This window comes from Yoonia sp., from assembly GCF_017854565.1.
GTDB lineage: Bacteria > Pseudomonadota > Alphaproteobacteria > Rhodobacterales > Rhodobacteraceae > Yoonia.
In genome coordinates this window covers 1-26,124 of record NZ_JAFMHJ010000007.1, presented here as the reverse complement: position 1 = coordinate 26,124, position 26,124 = coordinate 1, and the positions used below count along the sequence as shown (strand labels likewise).

Annotated in this window: 24 protein-coding genes; 10 read left to right on the top strand and 14 right to left on the bottom strand. The window is 60.4% G+C overall.

Annotation, left to right across the window (positions count from 1 at the left end):
- Positions 1-2 precede the first annotated feature (2 nt).
- Positions 3-710 carry a GntR family transcriptional regulator gene (locus tag QZ196_RS04835; protein WP_296424585.1) on the bottom strand — a complete coding sequence of 236 codons (708 nt, stop codon included), beginning with the start codon at positions 708-710 and terminating at the stop codon, positions 3-5.
- A gap of 106 nt (positions 711-816) precedes the next feature.
- Between QZ196_RS04835 and QZ196_RS04830 the strand changes: the two genes are divergently transcribed.
- The 6 genes from QZ196_RS04830 to dctP all read left to right on the top strand — a co-directional run bounded on the left by QZ196_RS04830 (position 817) and on the right by dctP (position 6,750).
- Complete coding sequence (locus QZ196_RS04830; RefSeq protein WP_296424463.1) at positions 817-1,974, top strand: LLM class flavin-dependent oxidoreductase; 1,158 nt, start codon at positions 817-819, stop codon at positions 1,972-1,974.
- Positions 1,971-2,861, top strand: a complete 891-nt coding sequence (locus QZ196_RS04825; protein ID WP_296424461.1) for an aldo/keto reductase — start codon at positions 1,971-1,973, stop codon at positions 2,859-2,861. Before QZ196_RS04830 ends, QZ196_RS04825 begins: the two co-directional genes overlap by 4 nt.
- Positions 2,861-3,364 carry a flavin reductase family protein gene (locus QZ196_RS04820; protein ID WP_296424459.1) on the top strand — a complete coding sequence of 168 codons (504 nt, stop codon included), beginning with the start codon at positions 2,861-2,863 and terminating at the stop codon, positions 3,362-3,364. The genes QZ196_RS04825 and QZ196_RS04820 overlap by 1 nt, the downstream gene beginning before the upstream one ends.
- Positions 3,365-3,481: 117 nt before the next feature.
- Positions 3,482-4,078: a TRAP transporter small permease subunit gene (locus QZ196_RS04815; protein ID WP_296424457.1), complete on the top strand. Its 597-nt coding sequence runs from the start codon at positions 3,482-3,484 to the stop codon at positions 4,076-4,078.
- On the top strand, positions 4,078-5,640 hold the full coding sequence (locus QZ196_RS04810) for a TRAP transporter large permease (RefSeq protein ID WP_296424455.1): 1,563 nt from the start codon (positions 4,078-4,080) through the stop codon (positions 5,638-5,640). The genes QZ196_RS04815 and QZ196_RS04810 overlap by 1 nt, the downstream gene beginning before the upstream one ends.
- Positions 5,641-5,685: 45 nt before the next feature.
- Positions 5,686-6,750, top strand: coding sequence for a TRAP transporter substrate-binding protein DctP (dctP, locus tag QZ196_RS04805; protein WP_296424453.1), 1,065 nt, complete (start codon positions 5,686-5,688; stop codon positions 6,748-6,750).
- Between the two features lie 134 nt (positions 6,751-6,884).
- Here the strand turns inward: dctP and QZ196_RS04800 are convergent, their stop codons facing one another.
- Positions 6,885-7,361 (bottom strand): tetratricopeptide repeat protein, encoded by a 477-nt coding sequence (locus QZ196_RS04800; RefSeq protein WP_296424583.1) that lies wholly within the window; start codon positions 7,359-7,361, stop codon positions 6,885-6,887.
- 39 nt (positions 7,362-7,400) lie between these two features.
- On the opposite strand from QZ196_RS04800, the gene QZ196_RS04795 reads away from it, so the two are divergent.
- On the top strand, positions 7,401-8,672 hold the full coding sequence (locus QZ196_RS04795) for a cytochrome c peroxidase (RefSeq protein WP_296424451.1): 1,272 nt from the start codon (positions 7,401-7,403) through the stop codon (positions 8,670-8,672).
- Here the strand turns inward: QZ196_RS04795 and QZ196_RS04790 are convergent.
- The 8 genes from QZ196_RS04790 to xylF form a co-directional block, all read right to left on the bottom strand.
- The gene (locus QZ196_RS04790; protein WP_296424449.1) at positions 8,669-9,871 is read right to left on the bottom strand and encodes a DUF4147 domain-containing protein; all 1,203 of its coding nucleotides are present in this window, start codon (positions 9,869-9,871) and stop codon (positions 8,669-8,671) included. The two genes, QZ196_RS04795 and QZ196_RS04790, sit on opposite strands and share 4 nt — an antisense overlap.
- Positions 9,868-11,073 (bottom strand): hypothetical protein, encoded by a 1,206-nt coding sequence (locus QZ196_RS04785; protein ID WP_296424446.1) that lies wholly within the window; start codon positions 11,071-11,073, stop codon positions 9,868-9,870. Before QZ196_RS04785 ends, QZ196_RS04790 begins: the two co-directional genes overlap by 4 nt.
- Complete coding sequence (locus QZ196_RS04780) at positions 11,070-12,026, bottom strand: hypothetical protein (protein WP_296424444.1); 957 nt, start codon at positions 12,024-12,026, stop codon at positions 11,070-11,072. Before QZ196_RS04780 ends, QZ196_RS04785 begins: the two co-directional genes overlap by 4 nt.
- A 61-nt stretch (positions 12,027-12,087) precedes the next feature.
- Complete coding sequence (gene xylA, locus QZ196_RS04775) at positions 12,088-13,389, bottom strand: xylose isomerase (protein WP_296424442.1); 1,302 nt, start codon at positions 13,387-13,389, stop codon at positions 12,088-12,090.
- Positions 13,386-14,825, bottom strand: a complete 1,440-nt coding sequence (gene xylB / locus QZ196_RS04770; RefSeq protein WP_296424439.1) for a xylulokinase — start codon at positions 14,823-14,825, stop codon at positions 13,386-13,388. Before xylB ends, xylA begins: the two co-directional genes overlap by 4 nt.
- Positions 14,825-15,571 carry an ATP-binding cassette domain-containing protein gene (locus QZ196_RS04765; protein ID WP_296424437.1) on the bottom strand — a complete coding sequence of 249 codons (747 nt, stop codon included), beginning with the start codon at positions 15,569-15,571 and terminating at the stop codon, positions 14,825-14,827. Before QZ196_RS04765 ends, xylB begins: the two co-directional genes overlap by 1 nt.
- Positions 15,571-16,863, bottom strand: coding sequence for a sugar ABC transporter permease (locus tag QZ196_RS04760; protein ID WP_296424436.1), 1,293 nt, complete (start codon positions 16,861-16,863; stop codon positions 15,571-15,573). Before QZ196_RS04760 ends, QZ196_RS04765 begins: the two co-directional genes overlap by 1 nt.
- A 124-nt stretch (positions 16,864-16,987) precedes the next feature.
- A complete protein-coding gene (gene xylF / locus QZ196_RS04755) occupies positions 16,988-18,022 on the bottom strand; it encodes a D-xylose ABC transporter substrate-binding protein (RefSeq protein ID WP_296424434.1) in 1,035 nt (344 codons plus the stop codon).
- 211 nt (positions 18,023-18,233) lie between these two features.
- Between xylF and QZ196_RS04750 the strand changes: the two genes are divergently transcribed.
- Together QZ196_RS04750 and QZ196_RS04745 are read left to right on the top strand one after the other, a co-directional pair.
- Positions 18,234-19,499: an ROK family protein gene (locus QZ196_RS04750; RefSeq protein ID WP_296424431.1), complete on the top strand. Its 1,266-nt coding sequence runs from the start codon at positions 18,234-18,236 to the stop codon at positions 19,497-19,499.
- On the top strand, positions 19,496-20,971 hold the full coding sequence (locus tag QZ196_RS04745) for a CRTAC1 family protein (RefSeq protein ID WP_296424429.1): 1,476 nt from the start codon (positions 19,496-19,498) through the stop codon (positions 20,969-20,971). Before QZ196_RS04750 ends, QZ196_RS04745 begins: the two co-directional genes overlap by 4 nt.
- Here the strand turns inward: QZ196_RS04745 and QZ196_RS04740 are convergent.
- The 3 genes from QZ196_RS04740 to QZ196_RS04730 all read right to left on the bottom strand — a co-directional run bounded on the left by QZ196_RS04740 (position 20,968) and on the right by QZ196_RS04730 (position 24,923).
- Entirely contained in the window at positions 20,968-22,275 is a 1,308-nt protein-coding gene (locus QZ196_RS04740; protein WP_296424427.1) for a cytochrome c peroxidase, read from the bottom strand. The genes QZ196_RS04745 and QZ196_RS04740 overlap by 4 nt on opposite strands.
- A gap of 69 nt (positions 22,276-22,344) precedes the next feature.
- Positions 22,345-23,625, bottom strand: coding sequence for a DUF3422 domain-containing protein (locus QZ196_RS04735; RefSeq protein WP_296424425.1), 1,281 nt, complete (start codon positions 23,623-23,625; stop codon positions 22,345-22,347).
- A gap of 125 nt (positions 23,626-23,750) precedes the next feature.
- The gene (locus tag QZ196_RS04730; RefSeq protein WP_296424423.1) at positions 23,751-24,923 is read right to left on the bottom strand and encodes a type III PLP-dependent enzyme; all 1,173 of its coding nucleotides are present in this window, start codon (positions 24,921-24,923) and stop codon (positions 23,751-23,753) included.
- A 350-nt stretch (positions 24,924-25,273) separates the two neighbouring features.
- On the opposite strand from QZ196_RS04730, the gene QZ196_RS04725 reads away from it, so the two are divergent.
- The gene (locus QZ196_RS04725) at positions 25,274-25,822 is read left to right on the top strand and encodes a pseudouridine synthase (RefSeq protein ID WP_296424422.1); all 549 of its coding nucleotides are present in this window, start codon (positions 25,274-25,276) and stop codon (positions 25,820-25,822) included.
- Positions 25,823-25,944: 122 nt separating this feature from the next.
- On the opposite strand, the gene QZ196_RS04720 is transcribed toward QZ196_RS04725, so the two are convergent.
- On the bottom strand, positions 25,945-26,124 hold a 180-nt coding region (locus tag QZ196_RS04720; RefSeq protein WP_296424420.1), incomplete at its 5' end, for a multicopper oxidase domain-containing protein.

Here is a 26,124-nt window from a genome sequence, read left to right as displayed (position 1 = left end):
TCCTAACCCTTACCCATCCGAGAGACATAAGTCGCACGCGCCGGATCAAACCAGGTGCGTGAAAATTCCGCCGGTTCATGCGCGGCATTCCGGCTTGACCGTTCAACATAACCGACCGTCTGACCGGCACGCAGATGAAACGCCGCAGGCGTCCAATCGGGCATCGCGGCCACACCGATCCGGTCCTCGACCGCGGCAATCACCAGCCCCAGCTGATGCCGGTAAAAATGATACAGCGATTCAGACAAGTCATCAGGACCAATCACATTGCGCTGCCCGCCATCCAGCCAGATTTCCTCAAGCGCGATCAAACCGCCATCCAGCGACCGCAATCGCCGGATCCGGTGCCCCTGCGTATCCGGCCCGAAATCGGGCGCATCCGCAGGCTTGGCCAACCGGTCCACCGACAGTACCTGCGCTGTGGGCAACCCGCCACCACGCAACAGCTCCAACCGGAAGAACGCGTAGACCGAATTCACCACGGGCCGGTGGCGCACATAATTGCCCGACCCCTGCAACCGCTCCAGCAATCCCTTGGCCTCGATATCCGCCAGCGCCTTGCGCAGCGTGCCCACAGCAACGCCAAGGTCCTCTGCCATATCCCGCTCGGGCGGCAACCTTGCGCCATCGGCCAAATGCCCGGCCGCAATTTCGCGGATCAGCATTTCACTGACCTGAATGTATTTTGGCAAAGCCGAGGTCTTGACCATGGCACGCCCCTCCTCCGGCTTGCGCATGAAAATTGATACACTATTGTTGCACATAACTTACCATGCTAGGCAAGTGGAAACGACGACCAAGGGGGGAGCAGAATCAATGTCCATCGTGCCCGTCACCAGTGCCGATCTGGATGCAGCCGAAGTCAGCTGGTTCTCGGCCCTTTGCTCCGACGACTACCAGTTCCTTGGCGTGCCCGACGGGGATCTGCGATCATCATGGGACCACTGCCGCGACATCGCGCTTGAGGCCGAAAAGCAGGGTTTTCGCAATATCCTCGCGCCCTCATCCTATCAGGTCGGCCAAGACACGCTGTCGTTCGTCGCAGGCATGGCGCCGCTGACCGAAAACATCAACTTTCTCGCCGCGATCCGCTGCGGTGAAATGCACCCGATCATGCTGGCCCGTACCGTGGCAACCCTCGATCACATGCTCAAAGGGCGCCTGACCCTGAACGTGATCAGCAGCGATTTCCCCGGCGAAGTCGCAGACAGCAAATACCGCTACCAACGCAGCCACGAAGTCGTGCAAATCCTGCGGCAGGCCTGGACCCGCGACGCCATCGACCACGATGGCGATATCTACCAATTCGCGAATGTCCCCACAGACCCCGCAAGGCCCTACCAACAAAACGGCGGCCCCCTGCTGTATTTCGGCGGCTACTCGCCCGATGCGCTCGAACTGTGCGGCGCGCAATGTGATGTCTACCTGATGTGGCCCGAAACCACCGACCAGCTTGCCCAGCGGATGAAGGATGTGCACGCCCGCGCGGCTGCGCACAACCGCACGCTGGACTACGGGTTGCGCGTTCATATGATCGTGCGCGACACTGAAACCGAGGCGAAGGAATATGCCGACTACATCGCTTCCAAACTGGACGATGAATATGGCAAACTGATCCGCGACCGCGCACACGACAGCATTTCGCTTGGCGTCGCCCATCAGGCCAAAGCCCGCGCATTGGCCGATAAATTCGGCTACGTCGAACCTGGCTTGTGGACCGGCGTCGGGCGCGCCCGGTCCGGCTGCGGGGCCGCACTCGTCGGCTCCACCGATCAAATCATGACCAAAATCGAAGGCTACCAAAAGATGGGCATCCGTGCTTTCATCTTTTCAGGCTACCCCCATATCGACGAAGCCAGACACTTTGGCAGCCGCGTCATGCCACATTTGAAAACCTGCTCGCTGCCCCAGGCATACGGGCGAGTCCCAACCGAAACACCAGCCACGCCTTTGGGCACAGGACCACGCCGTTGAACCGCATTGGAATCACCCAAGACCTCTCGTTTAGCTCCATCGTCTATGGCATGTGGCGGCTTGGCGACGACACCGACACCAGCCCTGCCCATGTTCAGGCCAAGATCGACGCCTGTCTGGCCCAAGGGATCACCACCATGGATCAGGCCGACATCTACGGCGGCTATGCGGCCGAGGAAATTCTGGGCAAAGCGCTGGCTGCCGCCCCGCACCTCAAAGACAAGATCGAAATAGTCACCAAATGCGACATCATCGCGCCCGCCGGGCGGTATGCGAATGCGCGGGTGAAATACTATGACACCAGCCGGGCGCATATCACAGCCTCGGTTGACCATTCACTGCGCCTGATGGGCATCGACAAAATCGACACGCTGCTGATCCACCGCCCCGACCCGCTGATGGACCACCACGAAACCGGCGCCGTACTGGACGACCTTGTTGCATCAGGCAAGGTCCGCAGCGTCGGCGTGTCCAATTTCAAACAGTACGACTGGACACTGCTGCAATCGGGGATGCAAACCCCGCTGATCACCAACCAGATCGAACTGTCCCTGACCGCACACGCAGGGTTTACCAACGGCGACGTCGCCTACCTGCAGGAACGCGACACCCCGATCATGGCATGGTCGCCTCTGGGCGGCGGCAGCATGATGACCGGCACAGGCGCCGTACAGGACGCTTTGGCCAAAGTCGCGCGTGAAAATGACGTTGACGCAAGCGCCGTTGCCGTGGCATGGCTGTTGGCCCACCCAAGCCGCATCATGCCGGTCATGGGAACCAACAACCTAAACCGAATCAATGCGTTATCCGACGCTTTGAAAGTCAACATGGACCGGCAAACGTGGTATGAACTCTACACCGCCGCTCTGGGAAAAGAGGTCCCTTGATGGACACAATCACATCCGCAACATTCGACCCCAGCTCCGACGCCGACAGCTTCCGTAGCGCCCTTGGCAGCTTTGTGACCGGCGTCACCGTCATCACGACCGACAGCGCCGAAGGGCCCGTTGCCATCGTCGCCAACAGCTTCGCCAGCGTCTCGCTCGATCCGCCGATGGTGCTGTGGTCACCGGCCAAATCATCCAAACGGTTCGAACATTTCGCCGGTTCGCGGCGCTTTGCCGTGCATATTCTTGCCGCCGACCAGCGCGATATCTGCACCGCGATCATCGGCTCCAAAACCGCGATCAACAAGGTACCGATGCACCTGTCGCACTGCGGCATGCCCATCATCGAAGGTGCGCTGGCAACCTTTGAATGCAATCTCGCAGCCACCCATGATGCGGGCGACCACGTCATCGTCGTCGGCCACGTCACCAAAGCCCACCACAAAGGCGGTGACCCGCTCGTCTTCCATGGCGGCAGATACGGCGCCTTCAAAGAACACTGACCGCTTCTTCCGAAGGGGAAATATCCCGGGGGAGGCCCGGACTTGATCCGGGACGGGGGCAGCGCCCCCTTACGACACGGGCAAAACGCCCAACATACACAACAGGGGAGGAGCCGCATGTCGGTCCTGTTTGGCCTCTTGTGGCCGCTGCAACGGTTCAACACTGCTGTGTTGTCCATGGGTCGGGCCATCGCGGTCACGGCATTGGCCATCATGGTCTGCCTGATCCTTGGTCAGGTATTCTTCCGCTACGTCCTCAACGACGCCCCCAACTGGACCGAGGAAGGCGCGCGTTTCGGCATGTTGTGGATGACCGGCCTGATGGCACCGCTGGCCTACCGCAAGGGGGGCTTCGTCGCGATTGACATGGTCGAACGGGCCTTGCCGCGGGTCCTGTCCGGCCTGCTGAGCCTCTTGTTGCTGGCGATTTCACTCTGGGTGCTTGTGATCGCGTGGGAACGCGGCTTGAACAACCACGTCGATACCCTCTCCGGGCGCGGCTGCTCGTCCTCGCTGCGGTGGCCCTTCGGGATCGAGATCGGCAAATGCGGCGCGAAATTCCAGAACAATTATCAATATGCTGCGCTCTGGGTCGGGGTGAACTTGCTGATCCTTGTGAATATCGAACTGATGATCCGGCAAATCATCACGCTGCTGGGCCAGGGCGACCGCCTGACCCAGCAGCGTGATGACACAATCGTGGGGGCCGACTGATGCTTTTATGGTTCCTTCCGATCTTCCTGATCCTGATCATGGTCGGCCTGCCGGTGATCTTTGCCCTGCTGGCATCCCCCATCGCGCTGATCATGCTCGAAGGCGATAGCCGCAACGTCGTCGCAGGGCTTTATCGCAATCTTTACAACGGCATGGACAGCTTTCCTCTCATGGCGCTGCCGTTCTTCATGCTGGCGGGCGAAATCATGAACCGGGGCGGGATCACCCTGCGCTTGGTCGAATTTTCACAGGCCTTCATGGGCCACCTGCGCGGCGGGTTGGCCCATGTGAATATCCTCAGCTCGATCCTCTTCGCGGGCCTCTCGGGCAGCGCCGTGGCCGACACCTCCGCGCTTGGCTCCACCCTGATCCCCGCGATGGAGAAAAACGGCTACACCCGTAAATTCGCCGCAGCCATCACCGCCGCCAGCTCGGTCATCGGCCCCATCATCCCACCATCGGGCATCATGATCATCTACGCCTACGTCATGGGCGAAAGCGTCGCGGCACTGTTTCTCGCCGGTATTGTCCCCGGCATCCTCGTGGGCGTCGGGCTGATGATCATGGTGCGGCTGATGGCCGACCGGTATGATTTACCCAAGGCCGAGCGCATCGTTCACACCGGCCAGACAATGACCCCGGTTGAATATTGGGTCAGCTTTGCGCTGATCCGGATCAATGTCGCGGGCCTGCTGATGGCGATCTACGGCGGCCTGTCCACATCCGTCGGTCTGGCCACGGTCAACGACGCGGGCGACAAAATCCACACCCTCGACCTCTGGGTCGTCTTTGCCGTCCTGCTGGTGGTTTCGCACATCTTGCTGATGGGCTACCGGGACCGCGTGTCTCATGACTTCCGCATGATCTGCAAAAAGGCCGTGGCACCGCTGCAAACCCCCATCATCATCCTCGGCGGCATCCTTGTCGGCGTCTTCACCCCGACCGAGGCGTCAGCCGTCGCCGTCGCCTACGCGCTGATCGTGTCATTCTTCGTGCTGCGGTCGATGAAACTGCGCGACCTTGCCGATGTGCTGACCCGTTCGGCACTGGCCACCTCTGCGGTACTGCTGCTGGTTGGCGCTGCGGTATCGTTCAAAACCGTCGTATCCCTGTCATATGCGCCGCAAATACTGTCAGACTATATCCTGTCGCTGTCGGAAAACCCGCTTGTTCTTTTGTTCCTCATCAACATCTTGCTGTTCATCGTCGGCATGTTCCTCGATGCAGGCCCCGCGATCATCATCCTTGGCCCCATCCTTGGCCCGATCTTTGTCGACCTCGGCGTCCACCCCGTGCACTTCGCCATCATCATGAGCGTGAACCTCACCGTCGGCCTTGCCACGCCGCCCATGGGGCTGGTGCTTTTCGTGGCCAGTACAGTCTCGGGCGAAAAGGTCGAAACCATCGCCCGCGCGATCCTGCCGTTCCTCGCCGTCGAGGTGGTCGTGATCTTCCTTATCACCTATATACCGGCCATTTCGATGACCGTCCCCTATCTTACCGGTTTTCTCGGCTGCGGCCCGGACATCGGCTTCTCGGCTTGCATAAGCCCATCACCGTAGGTCGGGGTTTACCCGGCCATCTTTCAACGTCCAAGGGAGGACAAAATGCTGAAAACCTTCACACGCGTGGCCGCAACCGCCGCGCTTCTGGCAACACCGCTCGCCACATGGGCGGCCGGGCATACGGAATATACCATCCGCGCCACCGCCAATTCGAATGAAAATGACGAAGATTACGACGGTCTTGTCGTGTTCAAGAACTACGTCGAAGCTGCCTCCAACGGCCGCATCGCTGTGGAACTCTTCATCGGCACACAGCTCTGCGCGACGGGTGCGGAATGTCTCGAAGGCGTCGCCGAAGGCTCCATCGACGTCTATATCTCCACCTCCGGCGGTGCTGCGGGCATCTTCCCCTACGTGCAGGTTCTCGACCTGCCCTACCTGATGGCCAATGACCGGGTGGCCGAGGCCGTGCTGACCGGCGACTTCACCCGCACCATGCGTGACATGGCGCTGGAAACCTCCGACAACACCATCCGCCTGATGACCATCGGCAACACCGGCGGCTGGCGCAACTTTGCCAACACACAGCGCCGGGTCACACAGCCCTCGGATCTGGACGGCCTGAAAATCCGCACCGTGGTCGCAGACCTGCCACAGGAACTGGTCCGCGCAATGGGTGCATCGCCCACACCGATCCCATGGCCCGAACTGTTCACATCCCTCCAGACCGGCGTTGTCGAAGGCTCAAAGAATGGCATCACCGACATCATGGGCATGAGATTCCCAGACGCGGGCCTGCAATACCTCACGCTCGACGGGCACGCCTACATGGGTGCGCTTTGGTGGATGAGCAACGCAAGCTTCATGGCCATGCCAACCGACCTGCGCCGCGTCGTCGTCGATGGCTTCAGCCAGTTGCAACAGGCGACCTTTGCGTCACCCAAGCGTAAATCCATCGAAGCCTACGAGGCCTTCGTCGCAGGCGGCGGCGACCTCTACGTGCCGTCACCCGATGAAAAAGCCGCCTTCGCCGCGGCCTCCCTGCCCGTGCAGGACTGGTTCCGCGCCAACGTCGACGGCGGCGACCAAATCCTCGACGCGCTTGTCACAGCCGTAGCCAAAGCCGAAGCCGACCTCGACGCCGCCTACGAAAGCGACCTGAACTAAACGTCGCACTTGTATCGACACGCAAAAGGGCCGTCCGTTTGGACGGCCCTTTCACATCCAGCGCCCCCGTAGGGCGGGGTTCACCCCGCCACCCCACGGTGAATAGCGCAATCACTTTTATCGCATGTCACCCTTCACCGAAACGGATACATCCAGACCTTGTAGTCATCTACCAGCACCTCGGCCCGCGCCCGCTCATCCGCCGTAAGCCGTGGCGTGATCTCTTCCAGACTGTCGACCGCATCGGGGTCCCCGCCTATTGCTGACAGCGCATACCACAGGTACGCTCTGACCATATCCGGCGCGGGCAGCCCGCGCCCGACCTCATAATACCAGCCAAGCCCGGATTGCGCCCCAGGATGCCCTTTCATCGACGCCCGCAGATACCAGTCGAACGCCCGTTCGTCGTCGCGCGCGACGCCCAGACCCATGGCGTACATCACGCCGATCAGTTCCTCGGCATCGGCGTTGCCCGACCGGGCGTAAACCTCGAACGCGGCGCGGGCCTCGGCAAATTGGCCCGCCTCCATCAGATTGCGCGCGTGTTCCATATCGGCCTGCGCGGGCAGCACCCAGAACAGCAAAGCCAGACACGTGTACGTACAGTCCATGTACGCCTTGTGTACGCGATACATACGGCGCTCCTTTGGTTGGTTTTCGGTGCCAATCTGGCCACCGCTCAGCCGATTTTGCCCGATGATTACATCCCCACGGACGTGGATCAAGCCCGCATCGGCCAGTTGCTATTTTATGATAAGATACTGTCAGGGAACAAAAATATCTCCTGCGGCACGTGCCACCACCACGATCATAGCGGCAGCGACGGCCTGCCGCTTGGCATCGGCGAAGGCGGCGCGGGCGTTGGCCCCGACCGCACCCCCGGCACCGGTGCGGACAGGGTGCGCAAACGCATCCCCCGCAACGCCCCAAGCCTCTGGAATCTTGGCCATAATTCCGTTCGTGTGCTGTTCCACGATGGTCGCTTGTCGCGCTCTGACATCTACGGCAACGGGTTTGACAGCCCCGCCGAAGAATGGCTTCCCCAAGGCTTGGATAACCTATTGGCCGCGCAGGCTTTATTTCCGATCGTGGCGCAGTTTGAGATGGCGGGAAACCCCCGCGAAAACGAAATCGCCGGGGCCATTCACAACCGCATTGATACCGCGTGGCCGATCATCGCCAAACGCGTGCGCATCATCCCGGAATATGGGCAAATGTTCGTGCAAGCCTTTGATCACATTGAAAAACCGGGTGATGTGAGCATCGTTGAAATCGGCAACGCCCTTGGCGCGTTCATCGCCCGCGAATGGCAATCCCATGACAGCCCCTATGACGCCTGGCTGACCGGCACCCCGCTGCCGCCAGACGCCGAACGGGGGCGTCAACTTTTCTTTAACAATCGCTGCGCATCATGCCACGCAGGACCACTGTTCACGGATCAGGCGTTTCATGCGCTTGGCTTGCCAGCCTTTGGGCCGGGACGCACGCGCGCCTTTGATCCGTTGCCGCGTGACGTCGGGCGGATGGTGAAAACAAACTTGTTATCAGATGCTTACCGGTTTCGGACCCCATCACTGCGCAATGTTGCGCTCACCGCGCCTTATGGGCACAACGGCGCCTTTGCCACGCTGCAACGCATGATCCGCCACCACGGCGATCCGGTCGGGTCGCGCGCGGCATGGCAGCCCCGCATGGTCGCATTGCCCGACATTCCATGGCTCGCGGCCAGTGATTTTGCGATCCGGGCAGACACCCGCGAAATGGCGCGGCAGGTTCAGGCGCTTGATATCCAGCCGATCCGATTATCAGACGAAGAAATCGCTGATCTGGTCACGTTTCTGCACGCCCTGACCGGCGAAACCGCCCGCGACCGCCCCATGGGCCGCCCCGACACTGTTCCCAGCGGCCTACCCGTCGATTAACCCCTGCGGATCAGCACCCCCAGATCAGCGACATTCGTCCCGGTCGGCCCGGTGATCAACAGATCACCCGCCAACGCCAGCGCCGCATAGCTGTCATTGTTGGCCAGCAGCGCCTCTGGGTTGCCGCCCTGCGCCGTGATCCGGGCCAAGGTCCCGTGATCCACCAGACCACCTGCCGCATCGGTCGGGCCGTCGCGCCCGTCGGTGCCACCCTGCAAACACACCCAATCGGTCCAGCCACGCTTTGCGGCCTCGACCGCGATCCAAAGCGCCAATTCCTGATTGCGCCCGCCACGCCCCGTACCGCGCAACATCACCGTTGTTTCGCCGCCCCACAGGGTGATGCCAACGCGCGCATGGTCACAGATCAGCACAGCCGCATCGCGCACATCGCCCGCGACAGCATCGGGAATGACATGCGCATCCTGCGCAACCGCAGCCATCGCCGCGACACTTTGCGCATTCGATCCAACCAAGATATTGACCGCCGGTGGCAAGCCATTGGGTGCCGCCTTGCTGGTCAGATGGTCGCGCACCGCCTGCGGGACCTGCGCCCAAAGACCGCAGTCTTTCAACAGCGCGGTCGCCTCCGCGCCCGTTCCGATGGGGGCCACAGTTGGTCCACTGGCGATGGTGGACAGATCATCGCCGACAACATCCGACAGGATCAGCGCCATAACAGGTTGCGGTGACGCCAGCCGTAAAAAACCCCCGCCCTTGAGGTCCGACAGATGCTGCCGGATCAGGTTCATCGCCCGAATATCCAGCCCCGACGCCAGCAAAAGCGCATTGACAGCCGCCTTGTCCCCCAGCGACAGCGGCGCCGTCGGGGCAGGCAAAAGAGCCGATCCGCCGCCCGAAATCAGCGCCAGCACCGGCCCCTGCGCCGCCCGCAACGCCGCAATCACCGCCTGCGCGGCCTGCGCCCCATTTTCATCAGGCACCGGATGACCCGCCGCAAAAACCTGTGCCCCGTCCAAAGTTGCCGCATTTTCATAGTTTGTCACAACCAAGGTGCGGACACCCGCAAACCGATCCAGCGCCGCCTTGGCCATTAACCGCGCGGCTTTGCCCACTGCGATGATTAACGCAGGTCGGTCGGTCACATGATCCGCCGCAGCTTGCACCGCAGCGTAAGGATCTGCCGCGCGAACCCCGGCCTGAAATATCCGCACTGCCTTGTCGCGTAACTCTTTCATTTCATGCCTCCCGGCCGCGCAGCCATCAGCGCCGCCATCCGTTGTACCACCTGTAACTCCAACTCTGCCATCGGTGACGCGCTAAGCGATGGCATGGACAGCGCGATGAAAACCGGCGGCGCAACCGCAACCCGCATGATATGTGTCGCACTGTAGTGGGCGAACAGATACGCGATATGATCGTCCGCAGCAGCACCCAAATTGGGCGGTGCCGCCCGCCGCAGCACCGGGCTTGCCTCAAAAATCGCCGCCAGCGTTGCCGCCTGCAAGCCTGCCAGACTATCGGCGCTTAGAACCACGGCACCTTCGACCAGCGGGTGCGCTTGCAGATCACGCAAGAATGCAAGCGGATCATCGGTATCGGCATCGGCCATATGGCGCAAAAGCCCAAGGCTTTGTGCCTCCGATCGCAGCGCACGCGCGTCATTGAAAATCGCCAGCAGAAACATCGCCGCCATGATCAGCGCAATGCACAGCAGCGTTCCATCACGGCCCAACGTGCCGAAAAACCCAATCAGCGATCCGACCAGAACTGCCGCCGCAATGATCATCCCAAGGCTGACCAGTGTCGCGCCATGCCCCCATTGCGACCGCCCCAAACCAATTGCCAGCCAGCATAAGATCAACACCGCCAGCGCTGAAAACTGGATCGGCAGCCCCAGATACACCATCAGAAAATCCCCCGCTGCCATCGGGATAAACGCAAAAAGAGACAGCCCCAACCGCGCCACCATCGTGTTTTCGCCCGCCGACAGCGATGCCCGATCACGGCGCAGGATCAACCAACCAGCCACGCAAAAACCCGCGATCTGAAAGGCCAGCAGGGCCATCAGGCGCAGCGGATCAATACTGCCGGAATACCAAAAAGCGCTTACCAGACTTATGACCGTCCCACCCCCGATCAGCACTTTGATCCAGCGGGGCGCATGGCGCCGCAGCAGGCCTTCGGTCAGCAACAAAACCGCCAGCGGGATCAGCCCAGCCCCGAGCAATACCAGGATACGAAACCCCGCCACCCCGGTCACGATCAGCAGCGCGCGCCCGGCAAACAGCAACATCGTCACCCGCACACCAAACACGAACCGCCGGTTCAACGGGTCCCACGCATCGCGCCGGGTCAGCATCCGGTCCAACACCGCCAGCCCGACAAGCGCCGCGCAGGATAAGAACAGCTCGGTCATGATACCCGCAGCAGCAATCATTTTTGCCGGCCCGCGCAGGGGCGCAGAATTGACCACTGGTTCGCGCTATCAGCCCAATAAAGACCCGGCAGGACAAACCGGCGTAGCGCAACCATGGCACCAGCCACCAACAGCCCCAGAACAGCCGATTTAGGTACTTCACGCGCCAGATAGCCCCGCATCGCCGCCAAATCCATCTGCCCTAGCTGCATCACATCATCGCCGCGGCCATAATCCAGCGCCGCCGCGCAATACGCGTTATAGCGCGCATCGCGGTGCTTGGGCGCGGCCTCCCAGGTTTTTTTCAGATCATCCGACCCGCCGGTATATGCGTCAGTTATCACAAACCGTTCCTCATCGAACCCGGCGTCGTAGCCCACACCAAAGACATCACGGTGATCGGCCATGATTCGACGCGCCAAAAGCACATGGGTCAGCGTGCGCCGCCCGCCATCGGGCTTGGGCCAGACATTGGAAAACATCTGCGACACCATGCCTACCACGGCAGGCACCTGCGTCACATTGGAAACCCACACCGGGCGGAACTGGCGCCGAAAGAAGATCAAAAAACAGGTCAGCCCATAGAGCACCCAAGACAGGTTCTTGGACCGCTCATCCGGGTCCACCATGACCAACCCCAGATGCAGCACCTCGGTGGGTTGCCCCATCATGCCCTGCAACTGCATCACGGCCAATGCGTTAAAGGCAACCGGCGTGCCATCGCGGCGGTAGACAACAGTGATGATCACCTCTTCCAGCCGGGATGCATCGCCCGAAAACACGCCATAGGTCAGGCTGCCCACATCCAACGTGCGCGCGGCAACACAGCGCAAATCGGCACAAAGCGCTGCAATACCTGCCACATCCATCCACAGCCCCGGCCGTTCTATGATCCGCACGACAAACACAGGGCCTGACCGCAGGGTCACGTCCATATGCCTGCGCCCAAGCGCCTTGATAATTGATCTGATCACGCGCTGATGCCTGTCCCTTTGACGATCAGGTTAGGCAGCGCGCGTCAAAGGCGCAAGGCCGTCACAGATAACGGTTTACTAGATTTTCCAGCCGTTCCTGCCGACCCGACCGGGGCTGTGGATCGGTGCCATCGGCCAGCACTTTTTGCATGATGCCATGCAGATCGCTGTTCAGCAGCGCCCGCCCATCGGGCGTATCCCAGCCAGCGTAGCGGTCATTGCGCGCCGCCTCCAACTTGCCATCTTCCAGCATCGCCGCCGCCGCCTTCATGCCTGCGGCACAGGCATCCATCCCACCGACATGCGCCAGGATCAGGTCCTCGGGGTCCAGCGACTGCCGCCGCAACTTGGCATCAAAGTTGGTGCCACCGGTGGTAAAGCCGCCCGCGCGCAGCACCTCGTAATAGGCCAGCGCCATTTCGGGCACATTGTTGGGAAACTGGTCCGTGTCCCAGCCCGATTGATAATCGTTCCGGTTCATATCAATCGACCCGAAAATTCCCAACTCGCGCGCAACCGCCAATTCATGCTCGAACGAATGTCCGGCCAGAATAGCGTGCCCCTGCTCAATATTCATCTGCACTTCGCCCTCAAGCCCAAAGTCCTTGAGAAAGCCGTATACCGTCGCCACATCATAATCATACTGATGCTTGGTTGGCTCTTGTGGCTTTGGCTCGATCAGGATCGCGCCCTTGAAACCCATCTTGTGCTTGTAATCGACCACCATCTGCAACATCCGACCCGCCTGCTGGCGTTCGCGCCCCATGTCGGTGTTCAACAGCGTCTCATAGCCTTCGCGGCCGCCCCAAAGCACGTAATTCTCGCCGCCCAACTTCATCGTGGCGTCCATACAGGTCTTGATCGTAGCCGCCGAATAGGCAAAGACATCCGGGTCAGGGTTTGTCGCCGCCCCAGACATGAACCGCTTGTGCGAGAACAGGTTCGCTGTGCCCCACAGCAATTTTACCCCGGTCGCATCCATTTTTTCTGCAAAGTAATCAACGATCTGCTCAAGGTTCTTTGTGCTTTGCGCAAAGCTGTCACCTTCGGGCCGGACATCCGCGTCATGGAAACAAAAATACGGTACACCCAATATCTGAAACATCTCAAACGCGACATCCGCCTTGAGGCGCGCCGCATCCATCGTGTCGTCAAACCACGGGCGATCAAACGTCTGCCCGCCAAACGGATCACCACCGAGCCACGCAAACGAATGCCAATACGCGGCGGCAAATCGCAGATGATCTTTCATTGCCTTACCCATCACCACCTCGTCAGGGTTGTAGTGGCGGAATGCATAATCATTGTCGCTGTCGAGCCCTTCATAGGTGACGGCAGGAATACCCTTGAAGAAATCAGTCATGTCAGTCCTTTCAATGCGTCATAGCTGGCGCGATAGCTTGCATGAGCGGCAGCAAAGGCCCCGGTCAACGCGGTGTCAGGTTCGATCGTGCGGGCAATTTCGGGCGCGGTCGCGATTTCGACCCCAGCACCCGTCGCGGCCATCATACCAAGGCGCGCCGCCCCAAAGGCGCCACCAAAGTCACCTGCCACGGGCAGTTCAATCGCAATGTCCAAAGATGTCGCAATCGCCTGTACCCAATAGTCGGATTTCGACCCGCCGCCGACCGCGATCAGCCGGTTGATCCGGGTGCCCGTGGCGGTCAGCGCGTCAAAGCTGTCGCGCACCGCGTGGGTCACCCCTTCCAGCACCGCGCGGGTCAATGCGGCCCGGTCCGTCCCGTGATCAAGGTGCAGGAACGATCCACGGATATTGGCGTCATTATGCGGCGTTCGTTCACCGCCAAGGTACGGCAGGAACACCGTCCGCCCCGGTGCCTGCAACGAGCCGAGCCCCCCCGTCAGCGTCGCTGCGGGCACAGCGGCCACCCCGGCAAACCAGTTCAAAGCATCCGCCGCCGCCAAAATAACACCCATCTGGTGCCATGTATCGGGCAGCGCATGACAGAACGTATGCACAGCCGACGCCGGGTCCGGCTGATAGGCGTCGCTGGCGGCAAACAGCACACCAGATGTGCCTAGCGAAACAAACGCATCGCCCGCCTTTACAACACCCACACCCACCGCACTGGCGGCATTGTCACCGCCGCCACCGGCCACGACCACACCTTTGGGCAGTCCCCAACGACTGGCCAATTTGTCCCTCAGATACCCTGACACATCGGAGCCTTCGACCAGATGCGGCATCTGCGCACGGGTCATCCCCGTGGCCGCCAACAGATCGTCCGACCAATCCCGCTTTGCGACATCCAGCCAGCTGGTGCCAGCGGCATCTGACATCTCGGCCACTGCCGCGCCAGTTAACCACAGGCGCAGGTAGTCCTTTGGCAGCAGCACACGGGCCACCCTGGCAAATACATCCGGCTCGTGGCGCGCCACCCAAACCAATTTGGGCGCAGTGAACCCCGCAAACACAATATTGCCGGTCAACGCCCGAAACTGCGGGTCCGCATCCAGCGCCGCCGCCTCGGCTGCCGCACGTGTGTCATTCCACAAAATGCAGGGCCGCAACACGGCATCATCAGCGTCCAAAAGGGTCGCCCCATGCATCTGCCCTGACAACCCAATGCCACGCACCTGCGAAAGCGGCACCTGCGCGCCCAGCTTTTTCATCGCGGCATCAGCGGCATCAAGCCATGACGCAGGCTCCTGCTCTGACCAACCCGGCGCGGGGCGCACGGCCACCAGCGGCTGCGTTGCCTCGGCCAAAATGCGCTGTGCATCGTCGATCAATACAGCCTTGATGCCAGATGTCCCCAGATCAAGGCCTATAAACATCAGGCGGCGGCGCGCGGGTTCTTGCCCAGAATGATCATCGACAGGATGTCATCCTCGGTCACGTCTTCCACCCGTTCGGTGCCAACGACCTGTCCGTTTTTCATCACCGATACCCGGTCACATAATTCCATCATCTCGCGCGTGTCATGGCTGATCAGGAAAATGCCCAGACCTTGTTTTTTCAGCTCTTGGATCAGATCGGCGACCATCTTGGTCTCATGTACACCCAAGGCGGCTGTCGGCTCGTCCATGATCAGAATCTTGGCCTTGAAATACACCGCACGTGCGATCGCAACCGACTGGCGTTGCCCCCCCGACAAAGCCGACACCGGTTCCTTGAGCTTTTTGAAATTCGGGTTCAGGCGCGCCATGATCTTGCGCGTCTCCGCTTCCATCCGGCCATCATCAACAAAGCCCAGTTTCGTGGTCAGTTCGCGCCCCAAAAACAGGTTCGACGCCGCATCCAGATTGTCGGCAAGCGCCAGCGTCTGGTAAATCGTCTCGATGTTGTAATCGCGACTGTCACGGGGGGAATGGATTTCGGCCTTCTTGCCCTCGATCCAGATCTCGCCGCTGTCCATTTTATAGGCACCCGACAGCATCTTGATCAGGGTCGATTTTCCCGCACCGTTATGACCCAAAAGACCAACGACTTCACCGGGATACAGATCAATGCTCACATGATCGACAGCCTTGACACCACCGAACGAGATCGACACATCCTTCATTTGCACCAATGGGGTCATTATTTCGCTCCCGTGATTTTGCGGTATTGGATGTCCACCCAAACGGCGAACACAAGGACAGAGCCGACAACGATGTTCTGATAGGGCGCATCCACGCCCACCATCGCCATCCCCGATTGCAGTGACTGCATGATCAGCGCACCAAGAATCGCGCCATATATCGTCCCGACGCCGCCCGACAATGCAGTGCCGCCGATCACGGCTGCGGCAATCACACGCAGTTCATCCAGCGTCCCGATGTCATTGGTGTGGTATGTCTGCCGGGCCGATGCGACCACGGCGGCGATTGCACATAGCACACCCATAATCGCGAACACCTTGACCGTCAGCAGGCGGGTGTTGATCCCCGACAGTTCTGCCGCGTCAGGGTTGCCGCCGGTAGCAAAGATGTAGCGCCCCAGCCGTGTGCGCCGCGCCACGACAGTCAGCGTGACCGCGACCGCAATCAGCAGCAGCACCGACACGGGAATACCATACGATGGGTTACATCCGACAGCAGTGGCGCAACCATAGTCGGCAAAATCACGCGCGACGGCCCGTTCAGGGACAGCATAGGCGTTCAGCGTGGCCACAAAGGCCAGAATCGCGCCCGACAGGATCACGGTCAGCGACACTTCGGCCCAAACCGGCTTGACGGGGAAACCATGGCCCACTTTGGTTTTCCGGTTGCTCCACAACAGCCAGCAGGTCGTCAGCACAGCAACACCGGCAAAAACCCACGACCACTGCGTGCCCAAGGTGCCGTTGATGCCACCAAAATCTTGAAAGACAGGGTCAAGCGGGCCAATGGTCTGGCCGCTGGTCTGCACCCAGCCCACGTTGCGCCAGACCAGAAAACCGCCCAGCGTCACGATAAACGCCGGAATCCCCTGATAACCCACAAGCCACCCGTTGAACGCACCGATCAAAGCGCCCACCGCAATGCCAAATGCAATCGTCACCCACGGGATCAGCGGATGCCCCAGACCAAGACCCAGCGTATCGGGCAGAAACCGCGTTTGCGTCAGGGCCATCGTCGCCGAACACACAGCCAGAATGGCGCCGACCGACAGGTCAATGTTCCGCGTGACAATGACGAACACCATACCCGTCGCCATAATCGCGACCGACGCGGTCTGGATCGACAGGTTGAACACGTTCCGCGGCGTCAAAAACCGACCATCCGTCAGAATATTAAAGACGATACACACAAGTGCAAACGCGCCGATCATTCCCAAAAGGCGGGTATCAACCTCGAGCGATTGTAAGAATGAACGCTTTGGCGGGGTATCGGTGGCTGTGAGATCAGACATGTAATGCTCCATCACGGCGCTGCCCTATCGTGACAGGCAGCCTGCGGTTTGCAAAGAATTTCGGAAAAAAGGCCCCGCCCGTCACAGGCGAGGCCGCAGGGTGGAAGAAACCCCACCACGATCCTTAGTTACAAGGTGCCGGACCGTCGGTCACACCCTGACAGAGTGCTTCGACGGTGATCCAGCCTGCGTCAGTCACAGCCGTCAGGTTATCGGCGGTGATCGGCACGGGGGCCAGGAACATGGCGTTCATTTCGGTCCCGGCAGGCGAAGTCCATATCGCGGACCCGTCAACCATCATGTCGCCGCCTTCGTCCGACGCCAGCGCAACTGCGATTTCAGCCGCAGCTTTGCCCAGTTCACGGGCGTCTTTCCAAACCGAAACGGTTTGTGTACCCAGCGCCACGCGGTTCAGCGCAGCATGATCGCCATCCTGACCCGAAACAGGAATGCCTTCCATGCCCTGCGCTGTCAGTGCAGCCACAGCGCCACCAGCCGTGCCGTCATTGGATGCGACGACCGCATCGACTTTGTTGTCGTTGGCGGTCAGGATCTGCTCCATGTTGCGCTGCGCATTCGCAGGCAGCCAGCCATCGGTATAGGCTTCGGCGATGATCGTGATCGCGCCGCTGTCGATGGCCGCCTGCAGCACTTCTTGCTGACCGCCGCGCAGGAAGTCGGCGTTTGGATCAGTCGGCGACCCTTTGATCATGACGTAGTTGCCGGTCGGCTGTGCGGCCAACACGGCACGGGCCTGCATGCGGCCAACTTCGACGTTGTCAAAGGTCAGATAAAAGGCGCGGCTGTCTTCGATCAGACGGTCATAGGCGACGACAGGAATGCCTTCGTCAGCTGCGGCATCCACTGCGGGGCCGATTGCAGCACTGTCCTGGGCCAAAATAATCAGGGCGTCGACACCCTGTGCAATCAGGCTTTCCACATCCGACAACTGCTTGGCAGATGATGACTGTGCATCGGCAGACACATATGTTGCGCCCGCCGCTTCGAGTGCGGCTTTGATTGCAGCTTCGTCGGTCTTCCAGCGCTCTTCTTGAAAGTTGGACCAGCTGACGCCAACGGTCATACCGTGGCTTTCGGCAAAAGCGGCCGAGTTGAAACCCGCGACAGCAATAGCAGCGGCGATGATAGATTTATGCATGAGTTCCTCCCAGAAAATGCAGCCCCACGTATCGAGGGCGTGGGCCTCTTGACCCTACACCCTAAGGGAAGACCAATTAAATTCAGTTGTCAAAATAAAAATTGCTGAAAATGCGCAAAAAACGCTTTTAAGGTGCGGAAATATTGGGCACACTCCAGAAACACCCGAATTCAACGGCGAAAAACCGCCCCAATAGTTCAGGCTCTGAATAATGTATGACGAAGTATCACTGAACGACAGCGAATCGCAGGGCACATCCGGCTGCGGGCCGATGTTGTCGACCGCCAGCGATAATGCAAAACCGTTGCGACAGCAGATATTTGAACACGTGCGCGCAGCCGGGCGCGCGGCGCGCAGCGATGTCACCCGCGCCTTGGGCATCAGCGCAGGATCCGCCACGACCCTGACCGCCGATCTGATCGCGGCAGGGCTCCTGCGCGAGGTGGATGGCCTGCCGCGCGATCCCGGGCGCGGGCGCCCACCCGTCGCACTCGAGGTCGTGCCAGAGGGCCGGCACGTCATCGGCATCAAGCTGTCGGACGAAAAACACTCCGCTGTGCTGACCGATTTTGCAGGCCGGATGCTGGCAGATGCCACGCTGCCAACACCCGCAACCCGCAAGACCCTTGATGACCTGCTCGAAGAGATGGATGCGCTGATGGCCATCGTCCTTGCCGCCGCAGGCAAAACACTGGCCGATATTTCCGCCGTGGGCGTGGGCATGTCCGGTATTGTCGATCACCAAACCGGCACGGTCGTATGGTCGCCCCTTATGACCACCCGCGACAACGACTTTGCGGGTGCCTTTCTGGCGCGTTTTGGTGTGCCGCTGCATGTCGATAATGACGCCAACGTGCTGACGCTTGCCGAACTTTGGTTCGGGGCCGGGCGCGGCATGTCTGATTTCGCCGTTGTGACCATTGAACATGGCGTCGGCATGGGCCTTGTTCTTGATAACCGGCTGTTTCGCGGATCGCGCGGTTTGGGGCTGGAACTGGGGCACACCAAGGTGCAGCTTGATGGGGCGCTGTGCCGGTGCGGCCAGCGTGGCTGTCTTGAGGCATACCTTGCCGACTACGCGCTTGCCCGCGAGGCCGCGACCGCCCTGCACCGCAACCCCCGCAACCCGCAAAGCCCTAATGCCATGCTGGACGCGCTGTTCGCACAGGCCAAATCCGGGAACGAAGCCGCGCGCACTATCTTTCGCCGCGCGGGGCGCTATCTGTCCGTGGGCCTTTCCAATGTCATCCAGCTCTTTGACCCTGAGCTGATTATTCTGTCCGGCGAACGGATGCTGTACGACTATCTTTATGCCGACGAGGTGCTGGCGGAAATGCATAAACTCACGCTCACTGACGGGCGCCCTCCGTGCCGGATCGAAATCCACGCTTGGGGTGATCTGGTTTGGGCACGCGGCGCCACCGCCCTCGCACTTGCCGCCGTCAGTGACGCCGCCTTGGGCGAAAGCCGCGCATGATACGCGCCCTGCCCTTTGTGTTGCTTGCCACGGCGGCCAGTGCTGACCCGCTGTTCGAAAACCGGTCCGGGGGCATCCCTGATCACATTTACAGCGGCGGTTGGGAACATTTCGTCGGTGGTGGCGTGGCGGTGTTTGACTGCAATGGCGACACGCTGCCTGACGTCTTTGCCGCCGGTGGCGAAACCCCCGCAGCCCTGTTTCGCAACATGGGTGACTTTACCTTCGTCGCCGCGACCATCCCCGCGCTGACCGGCGTCACCGGTGCCTACCCGTTGGATATCAATGCCGACGGTCTGATGGACCTTTTCGTGATGCGCGTCGGCCCCAACATAGTACTGCAAGGCACCGGCAACTGCGCCTTTAGCGACGCGACAGACGCCCTGACCATCCCTGCGGATGATCAATGGACTACAGCGTTTAGCGCGTGGTGGGACACGGACGGCAAACCCACCATGGCCATCGGAAACTACGTTGACCGCTTTGACCCAGAGGGCCCGTTTGAGGCGTGTGATCGCAATCACATCCTGCGCCCTACCGCCGATGGCTATGCCACCGCGCCCCTCAACCCCGGATTTTGCCCGCTGTCAATGTTGGCCAGCATTGATGCCCGCGGGCGCCCCACTCTGCGCATTTCCAACGATCGGCACTATTATGTGCGTGGCGGGTATGAACAAATGTGGGACATCGCCTATGAACGCTTTCTCGGCCCTGCGGACGGCTGGCAAAACGTCTCGCTTTGGGGCATGGGTATCGCCAGCCGGGACCTGACCGGTGACGGGCGCGACGAGGTGATGATGACGTCGATGGGTGATCAACTGCTGCAAATCGCCCAGCCAGACGGCACGTACGTCGCCGCCCCCTATGCCATCGGAACCTACGCGCAGCGGCCCTATACCGGCGGTGACGGGCGGCCATCAACCGGCTGGCACGCGCAGTTTGGTGACGTGGACAATGACGGGCGTGCGGATCTGTTCATCGCCAAAGGCAACGTCGACCAAATGCCGGGCCTCGCCATGCAAGACCCCAACAACCTGTTGATGCAAAATGAAAATGGTCAGTTTTCCGAAACGGGGGGGGGCGCAGGCATCGCAAGCACCGACCGCTCGCGCGGGGCCGCGCTCGTGGATTTCGATGGCGACGGGCGCCTTGATCTGATCGTCATGAACCGGCGCGCCCCGATCGAGCTGTACCGCAACGTCACCGCCGACACCGGACACTGGCTACGGATCGCCCTGTCCCAATCGGGTGGCAACCGCAACGCCATCGGCGCGGTGATCAGCGTCAAAACCGAAACCACACAATCGCAACAGGTTACCATCGGCGGCGGTCATGCCGGCGGTCAGGCCTTGCCACTGCACTTTGGCCTTGGGCCTGCAACAAACGCCACCGTCACGATCACATGGCCCGATGGCACCGCGTCCAGCCACAGCACACAATCCGACCGCCAAATCACGCTGACAAAACCCTAGCGTGGGCGGACCACGGGCAGACCACTGGGCACCGTATCGGGCACGCCCAAATGGCCCTGCTGCGCCGCCGGATCGGTCAACGCCTGCAAAAATGCGATCAAAGCAGCAATATCGTGATCACGCAGTGTCACCGGTGACACCGTTACGGCGGCGGCAATTGCCGGATTATCGTGCAACCCACGCGCATCATCCGCGTCAAACGCGGGCAAGACCGCTGCCGCGATATCATAGGTGGCCAACGCCGCCGCCGGGTCCAGATGACCGACTACAAATTTGCGCAAGTCCCTTTCTGCGCCGGCATGACCGTACGGCGCGGTCAGCGCGACATTGCGCAGGCTGGGCGTTCGAAACGCATACAGGTCCGCAGGATTGCCCGTCACCCGAAACCGTCCCTCATCGCGCGCATGGCTTTCAAATCGGGCGGCCTTGCCGGGGCCAATCTGCGGCACACCCATCACATGAAACTGATGATCGGTCAGAAACGGGCCCCTGTGACACCCCGCGCAGCCCGCTTCGCCATAAAACAAAGCCATGCCAGCGGCAGCAGGTGCTGGCAAATCGCCGTCGCCCCGCAGCACCCCATCAAACGGCGCCCCATCAGACCGCCATTCAGACGCAATAAACGCCGCAATCGCGTTTGAGATATCAGCAAAGCCAATCGCGCCCGGCGCGTCAATATGGTCATAGACCAGCATAAAATCCGCCGCATAGGCTGGAATATCCGCAACCCGCCGGGCAATAATATCCCATGCCCCACCCGGCCCTGTCAGCACACCACGGCGCACTGCCTTGGACACCTCGTTTTCGCTGTAATGCCCGGCCATTTCATCGGGGCTGAGCACCGGAAACATCGTCTGCGCCGACAAAAGCGATGTAAACCCGGCGACCATATCCGCGTCCAAAGGGGTGCGAAGGCCGCCGGGGCGATCCGCGTCCACCTCGATCCGGCCGTCGTGAAACAGCACGGTGAATTCATAAGCGCCCAAATTGAACAGCGCAGGCGCATTTCGCGGCACCCGCTGTTCAGGCATATTGACGGGGTCAACCACACGGGCCGTCCCCAGACCCATCCCGCCATCGCCAATCCCCAACGACAGACCATCACTGGTCCCAAACGCCGGATGATGGCAGGTTGCACAGGACACCTCGCGATTGCCCGACAAGATCGGATCATAGAAAAGCTGCTGACCCAACAGCACTTCTTCGATCCGCACCGGTTTGAAATCGGCATCCGTCAACGGCGCGGGCAGTTCCTGCGCCAAGGCCGCAGAGCCGGACAGCAGCGCCAACAGACAAAGTCTCATACTATCAATCATCGTGCCCCTCTTGCGCGCGGCAAAATGGTAGCATGCCACACAAAAGGCACAACGGCCCTACGCCATCTTTTTGTGAATCCGTTGCACCATCAGCCACACAAACAGCAATACCACCGGCGTCGCGATCGCGGCCAACACCGTCTTAGGGATATCAAACGTCTTTTCCAGCGGGCCTGTCATATATAGCACCAGATTGACCGCGTAATAGCTGATGGCCACGACCGACAGCCCCTCAACCGTGCGCTGCAACCGCAGTTGCAAATCGGCGCGGCGGTCCATGCTGGTCAGCAAATCCTGATTTTGGGCTGACCGTTCCACATCCACCCGCGTTCGCAGCAAATCACCGGCCCGCAGGGCGCGGTCGGACATCGCCTGCAAACGCCGCTCGGTTGATTTCACGGTGCGCATGGCCGGATCAAACCGGCGCATCATAAATTCGCCAAAGGTCTGGCGGCCAGCAAACCGCTGCTCACGCAGCACTTCAATCCGCTGATTGACTATCGTCTCATAGGCCCCTGTCGCACCAAAGCGGAACGCGGTCTGCGCCACGATGTTTTCCAGCTCTGCCGACACTTCAAGCAGCGATTGCAGCATCCCCGCCGGTTCCGCAATGGGGCCACACATATCGCCGACCAGTTTTGACAATGTACCATCAATCGCCGCCAGACGCGGCCCAAGTTCGCGCGCGCGCGACAGGCCCAACATTGACATCGCTTTATACGTCTCAATCTCGCACAGACGCTGAACGACCCGCCCGATGCGGCGCGCGCCTGTGCCAGGTCGCGCAAAAACTGCAAACCGCATATGGCCCGCAGGATCAATCCTGAAATCGCCAGCCACAACCAGATCATCCTCCAGCACACGGCTTATCGCCAAACTTTCAGGGACAAACCAATCATGTGCCTTGTCGCTCAGACCGCCGTCGCCTTCGGCAACTTCGACCCGGATCAGCGCAGAGGTTACCCGGGTGCCGGGGGCTGCGGCCAACCAATCTTCAGGAAAGACCGCGAAGGTTGCCACGTCAAACGGCCGTTCTGCGACGCCATCGCCAAAAATTGTGTAGGTCACAAACTCTGTATGGCTTTCCCACTTCAGAATATGTTTGCCGATCTGTCCGAAATAATGCGTCGCATCCGGCTGTGGATGTTGGGCGCCGAAACGGTCCAGCAAATCAATCAGATGGGTCCTGTCCTTTGCCCTGTCGCGGCCCGCCGCGTTCTTGGCTGGCTTGATCGCAAGATAGGCCGCGCGGCTGGGTGCCGCCACCGATGGAAACGGTCGCGCGTGCAGCTCATTGGCCATCGGATAGCGTAGTGGATGGTCGGCAATCGGGGGCATGGGGCCAGCCTTTGCAAAATTACTCACCTGTAAACTAGCGGGGTTTTGCAGACTGTAAACAAAAAAGGTGTTAATTTAGAAACGCTTAGCGGCACACGGTGGTATACCGCGTGCCGCTTGCGCAGTTAGATGACCACGACGTCCAGCGGCGGGAAGCCATTGAAACAAACCGACGAATAGGTCGATGTGTACGCCCCGGTGTTGCGGATCAACACACGATCTCCTGATTTCAGCGTCAGCGGCAGCGCGACAGGGCGCTTTTCGTACAGCACGTCGGCGCTGTCACAGCTGGGGCCTGCCATGATGCAGGGGCCCGTCGCATCGGCATCCCGCGCCGTTTCAAACTGATAGCGGATCGCCTCGCCTTCGGTTTCGGCCAGACCCGAGAAACGCCCGATGTCCAGATACACCCAGCGGTGCATGTCGCGATCAGATTTGCGCGAGACCAGCATCACTTCGGATACGATCACCCCCGCCTCTGCGACCATACCGCGGCCCGGCTCTGCCATTATACGCGCGACATTGGGGAAGCGGGCTTCGACCATCTCGATGACCTTGGCCGCATATGCGGTCGGCGCGTCGATTTCTTCGCCGTAGAACGCCGGGAAACCACCGCCGATATTAACGAGGCTGAGATCGTGACCGGCGTCCAGCGCGGCCTGCCAGATCACACCCATGGCGTCCAACGTCGGCGCCCACATTTCAGCACGGCGGGTCTGCGACCCCACGTGGAACGAGAACCCAACAGGGTTCAGCCCCAATTCTTTGCAGAGGTCCAGCAGGCGCAGCGCGGTGTCACTGTCGCAGCCAAACTTGCGCGACAACGGCCAGTCGGCCTGCGATACTTCGACGATCAGGCGGATGTAGACAGAAGCGCCCGGCGCATTTTCAGCGATCTTTTCCAGCTCTTCTTCGGCATCCGCAGAGAAAAGCGTGATCCCCTGTTCCCACGCCCAGGCAATGTCAGACGCACGCTTGATCGTGTTGCCAAACGACACCTCCGATGGATCGGCGCCCTCCTCAAGGCACAGCGCGATCTCAGCACGCGATGCGGCATCAAAATGCGACCCAAGGTCGACAAGCCGGGCAATGATCTGGCGTGCCGGGTTCGCTTTTACGGCATAGTGAATGTCAGCGCGGCCCAAACCGGCTTTCAAAGCATCATACTGCTTGGCAACACGGTCAAGATCCATCACCAGCGTCGGCTTATCAAAGCTGCGCGCAGCAACATAGGCATCCAAGCGGTTTGCATCTGCGGCAATGACAGACGCCGCGGCGCCAGAAGAATATACAGTCATTTTGGTCATCTCCAGTAGACCCGGCCATATATGACCGCTCAGTTCCAAGGGAGACGTTACCGTCGCTACGTAAACACGTGTGCGTGACAATCACCGGCCAGAGGCGCGTGCGTTGGCGTCTTCAAAACGCATTTGGGGCAACTGCGGATTCGATGCAAGAGATATTTCAACCGCCTGTGAGATTTTCCGCACAAGCGCTGGAAATCAATGATGAATACCCGTATTTTTTATCGCCAGCCCGGCGGCACATCACGACAAGAGGCCGCACGCAGTCGCGGCACACGCCATGTGGCAAACCTGACATCGTCAGCCCGCTGGACCAGCCCCCGTCAATCAGGCTAATCAGACGTATGACCAGCGTAATTCTCTTTAATAAACCGTTCGGCGTACTGTCACAATTCACCGATGTGCGCAGCCCGTCGCCGCGCCCGACCCTGTCGGCCTATATCGACGTGCCTGACGTCTATCCCGCCGGTCGTCTGGACCGCGACAGCGAGGGTCTGTTGGTGCTGACCGATGACGGCAAATTGCAGGCCAAAATCGCTGACCCGAAACATAAGCTGCCCAAAACCTATCTGGTACAGGTCGAAGGCGCGCCCACCGACGCGGATATGCAACCTCTGCGTGCCGGCGTCACGCTGAACGACGGGGTCACCGGTCCCGCGCTGGTCCGCCTGATTCCCCCCCCCACCCTATGGGACCGCGACCCGCCAGTGCGCGTGCGAAAATCCGTTCCGGACCGCTGGATCGAAGTCCAGATCAGCGAAGGCCGCAACCGCCAAGTCCGCCGCATGACCGCGCATATCGGCTTTCCGACGCTGCGGCTGGTGCGCTGGCGGATCGGCGACTGGACACTGGATCACCTGCCATTGGGTAAGTGGCACAGGCTTGATCCATAGATCGGCTGTCGGAATTCATCTTGTGAATTCGGTGTAATGACTGGCGCGATATCAACCATCGGACACCGGCGATTTGCCAGATCAAGAACAATGACGACGCTGCGGTCCGCACGGGGCGCAGGTCAAGCAACGGTAAACTGACCCATCATGCCTGCATCTTCATGTTCGAGTATATGGCAATGGAACATGAACGGCGTGGCGCCGCTTGCGGGCTGGTCAAACCGCACGAGGATCTCGGCCTCTCCGCGGCTCTGTTGCACAAATTCTGTGAGGGATTCATCTAGTGAATCCAGTGTGGTAGC

Coding starts and splice junctions, on each gene's coding strand:
- xylA (WP_296424442.1), bottom strand. CDS start 13,389: ATGACTGATTTCTTCAAGGGTATTCCTGCCGTCACCTATGAAGGGCTC.
- xylF (WP_296424434.1), bottom strand. CDS start 18,022: ATGCATAAATCTATCATCGCCGCTGCTATTGCTGTCGCGGGTTTCAAC.
- QZ196_RS04740 (WP_296424427.1), bottom strand. CDS start 22,275: ATGAGACTTTGTCTGTTGGCGCTGCTGTCCGGCTCTGCGGCCTTGGCG.
- QZ196_RS04830 (WP_296424463.1), top strand. CDS start 817: ATGTCCATCGTGCCCGTCACCAGTGCCGATCTGGATGCAGCCGAAGTC.
- dctP (WP_296424453.1), top strand. CDS start 5,686: ATGCTGAAAACCTTCACACGCGTGGCCGCAACCGCCGCGCTTCTGGCA.
- xylB (WP_296424439.1), bottom strand. CDS start 14,825: ATGTTTATAGGCCTTGATCTGGGGACATCTGGCATCAAGGCTGTATTG.
- QZ196_RS04750 (WP_296424431.1), top strand. CDS start 18,234: ATGTATGACGAAGTATCACTGAACGACAGCGAATCGCAGGGCACATCC.
- QZ196_RS04790 (WP_296424449.1), bottom strand. CDS start 9,871: ATGAAAGAGTTACGCGACAAGGCAGTGCGGATATTTCAGGCCGGGGTT.
- QZ196_RS04760 (WP_296424436.1), bottom strand. CDS start 16,863: ATGTCTGATCTCACAGCCACCGATACCCCGCCAAAGCGTTCATTCTTA.
- QZ196_RS04785 (WP_296424446.1), bottom strand. CDS start 11,073: ATGATTGCTGCTGCGGGTATCATGACCGAGCTGTTCTTATCCTGCGCG.
- QZ196_RS04735 (WP_296424425.1), bottom strand. CDS start 23,625: ATGCCCCCGATTGCCGACCATCCACTACGCTATCCGATGGCCAATGAG.
- QZ196_RS04745 (WP_296424429.1), top strand. CDS start 19,496: ATGATACGCGCCCTGCCCTTTGTGTTGCTTGCCACGGCGGCCAGTGCT.
- QZ196_RS04815 (WP_296424457.1), top strand. CDS start 3,482: ATGTCGGTCCTGTTTGGCCTCTTGTGGCCGCTGCAACGGTTCAACACT.
- QZ196_RS04835 (WP_296424585.1), bottom strand. CDS start 710: ATGGTCAAGACCTCGGCTTTGCCAAAATACATTCAGGTCAGTGAAATG.
- QZ196_RS04800 (WP_296424583.1), bottom strand. CDS start 7,361: ATGGACTGTACGTACACGTGTCTGGCTTTGCTGTTCTGGGTGCTGCCC.
- QZ196_RS04725 (WP_296424422.1), top strand. CDS start 25,274: ATGACCAGCGTAATTCTCTTTAATAAACCGTTCGGCGTACTGTCACAA.
- QZ196_RS04810 (WP_296424455.1), top strand. CDS start 4,078: ATGCTTTTATGGTTCCTTCCGATCTTCCTGATCCTGATCATGGTCGGC.
- QZ196_RS04765 (WP_296424437.1), bottom strand. CDS start 15,571: ATGACCCCATTGGTGCAAATGAAGGATGTGTCGATCTCGTTCGGTGGT.
- QZ196_RS04820 (WP_296424459.1), top strand. CDS start 2,861: ATGGACACAATCACATCCGCAACATTCGACCCCAGCTCCGACGCCGAC.
- QZ196_RS04730 (WP_296424423.1), bottom strand. CDS start 24,923: ATGACTGTATATTCTTCTGGCGCCGCGGCGTCTGTCATTGCCGCAGAT.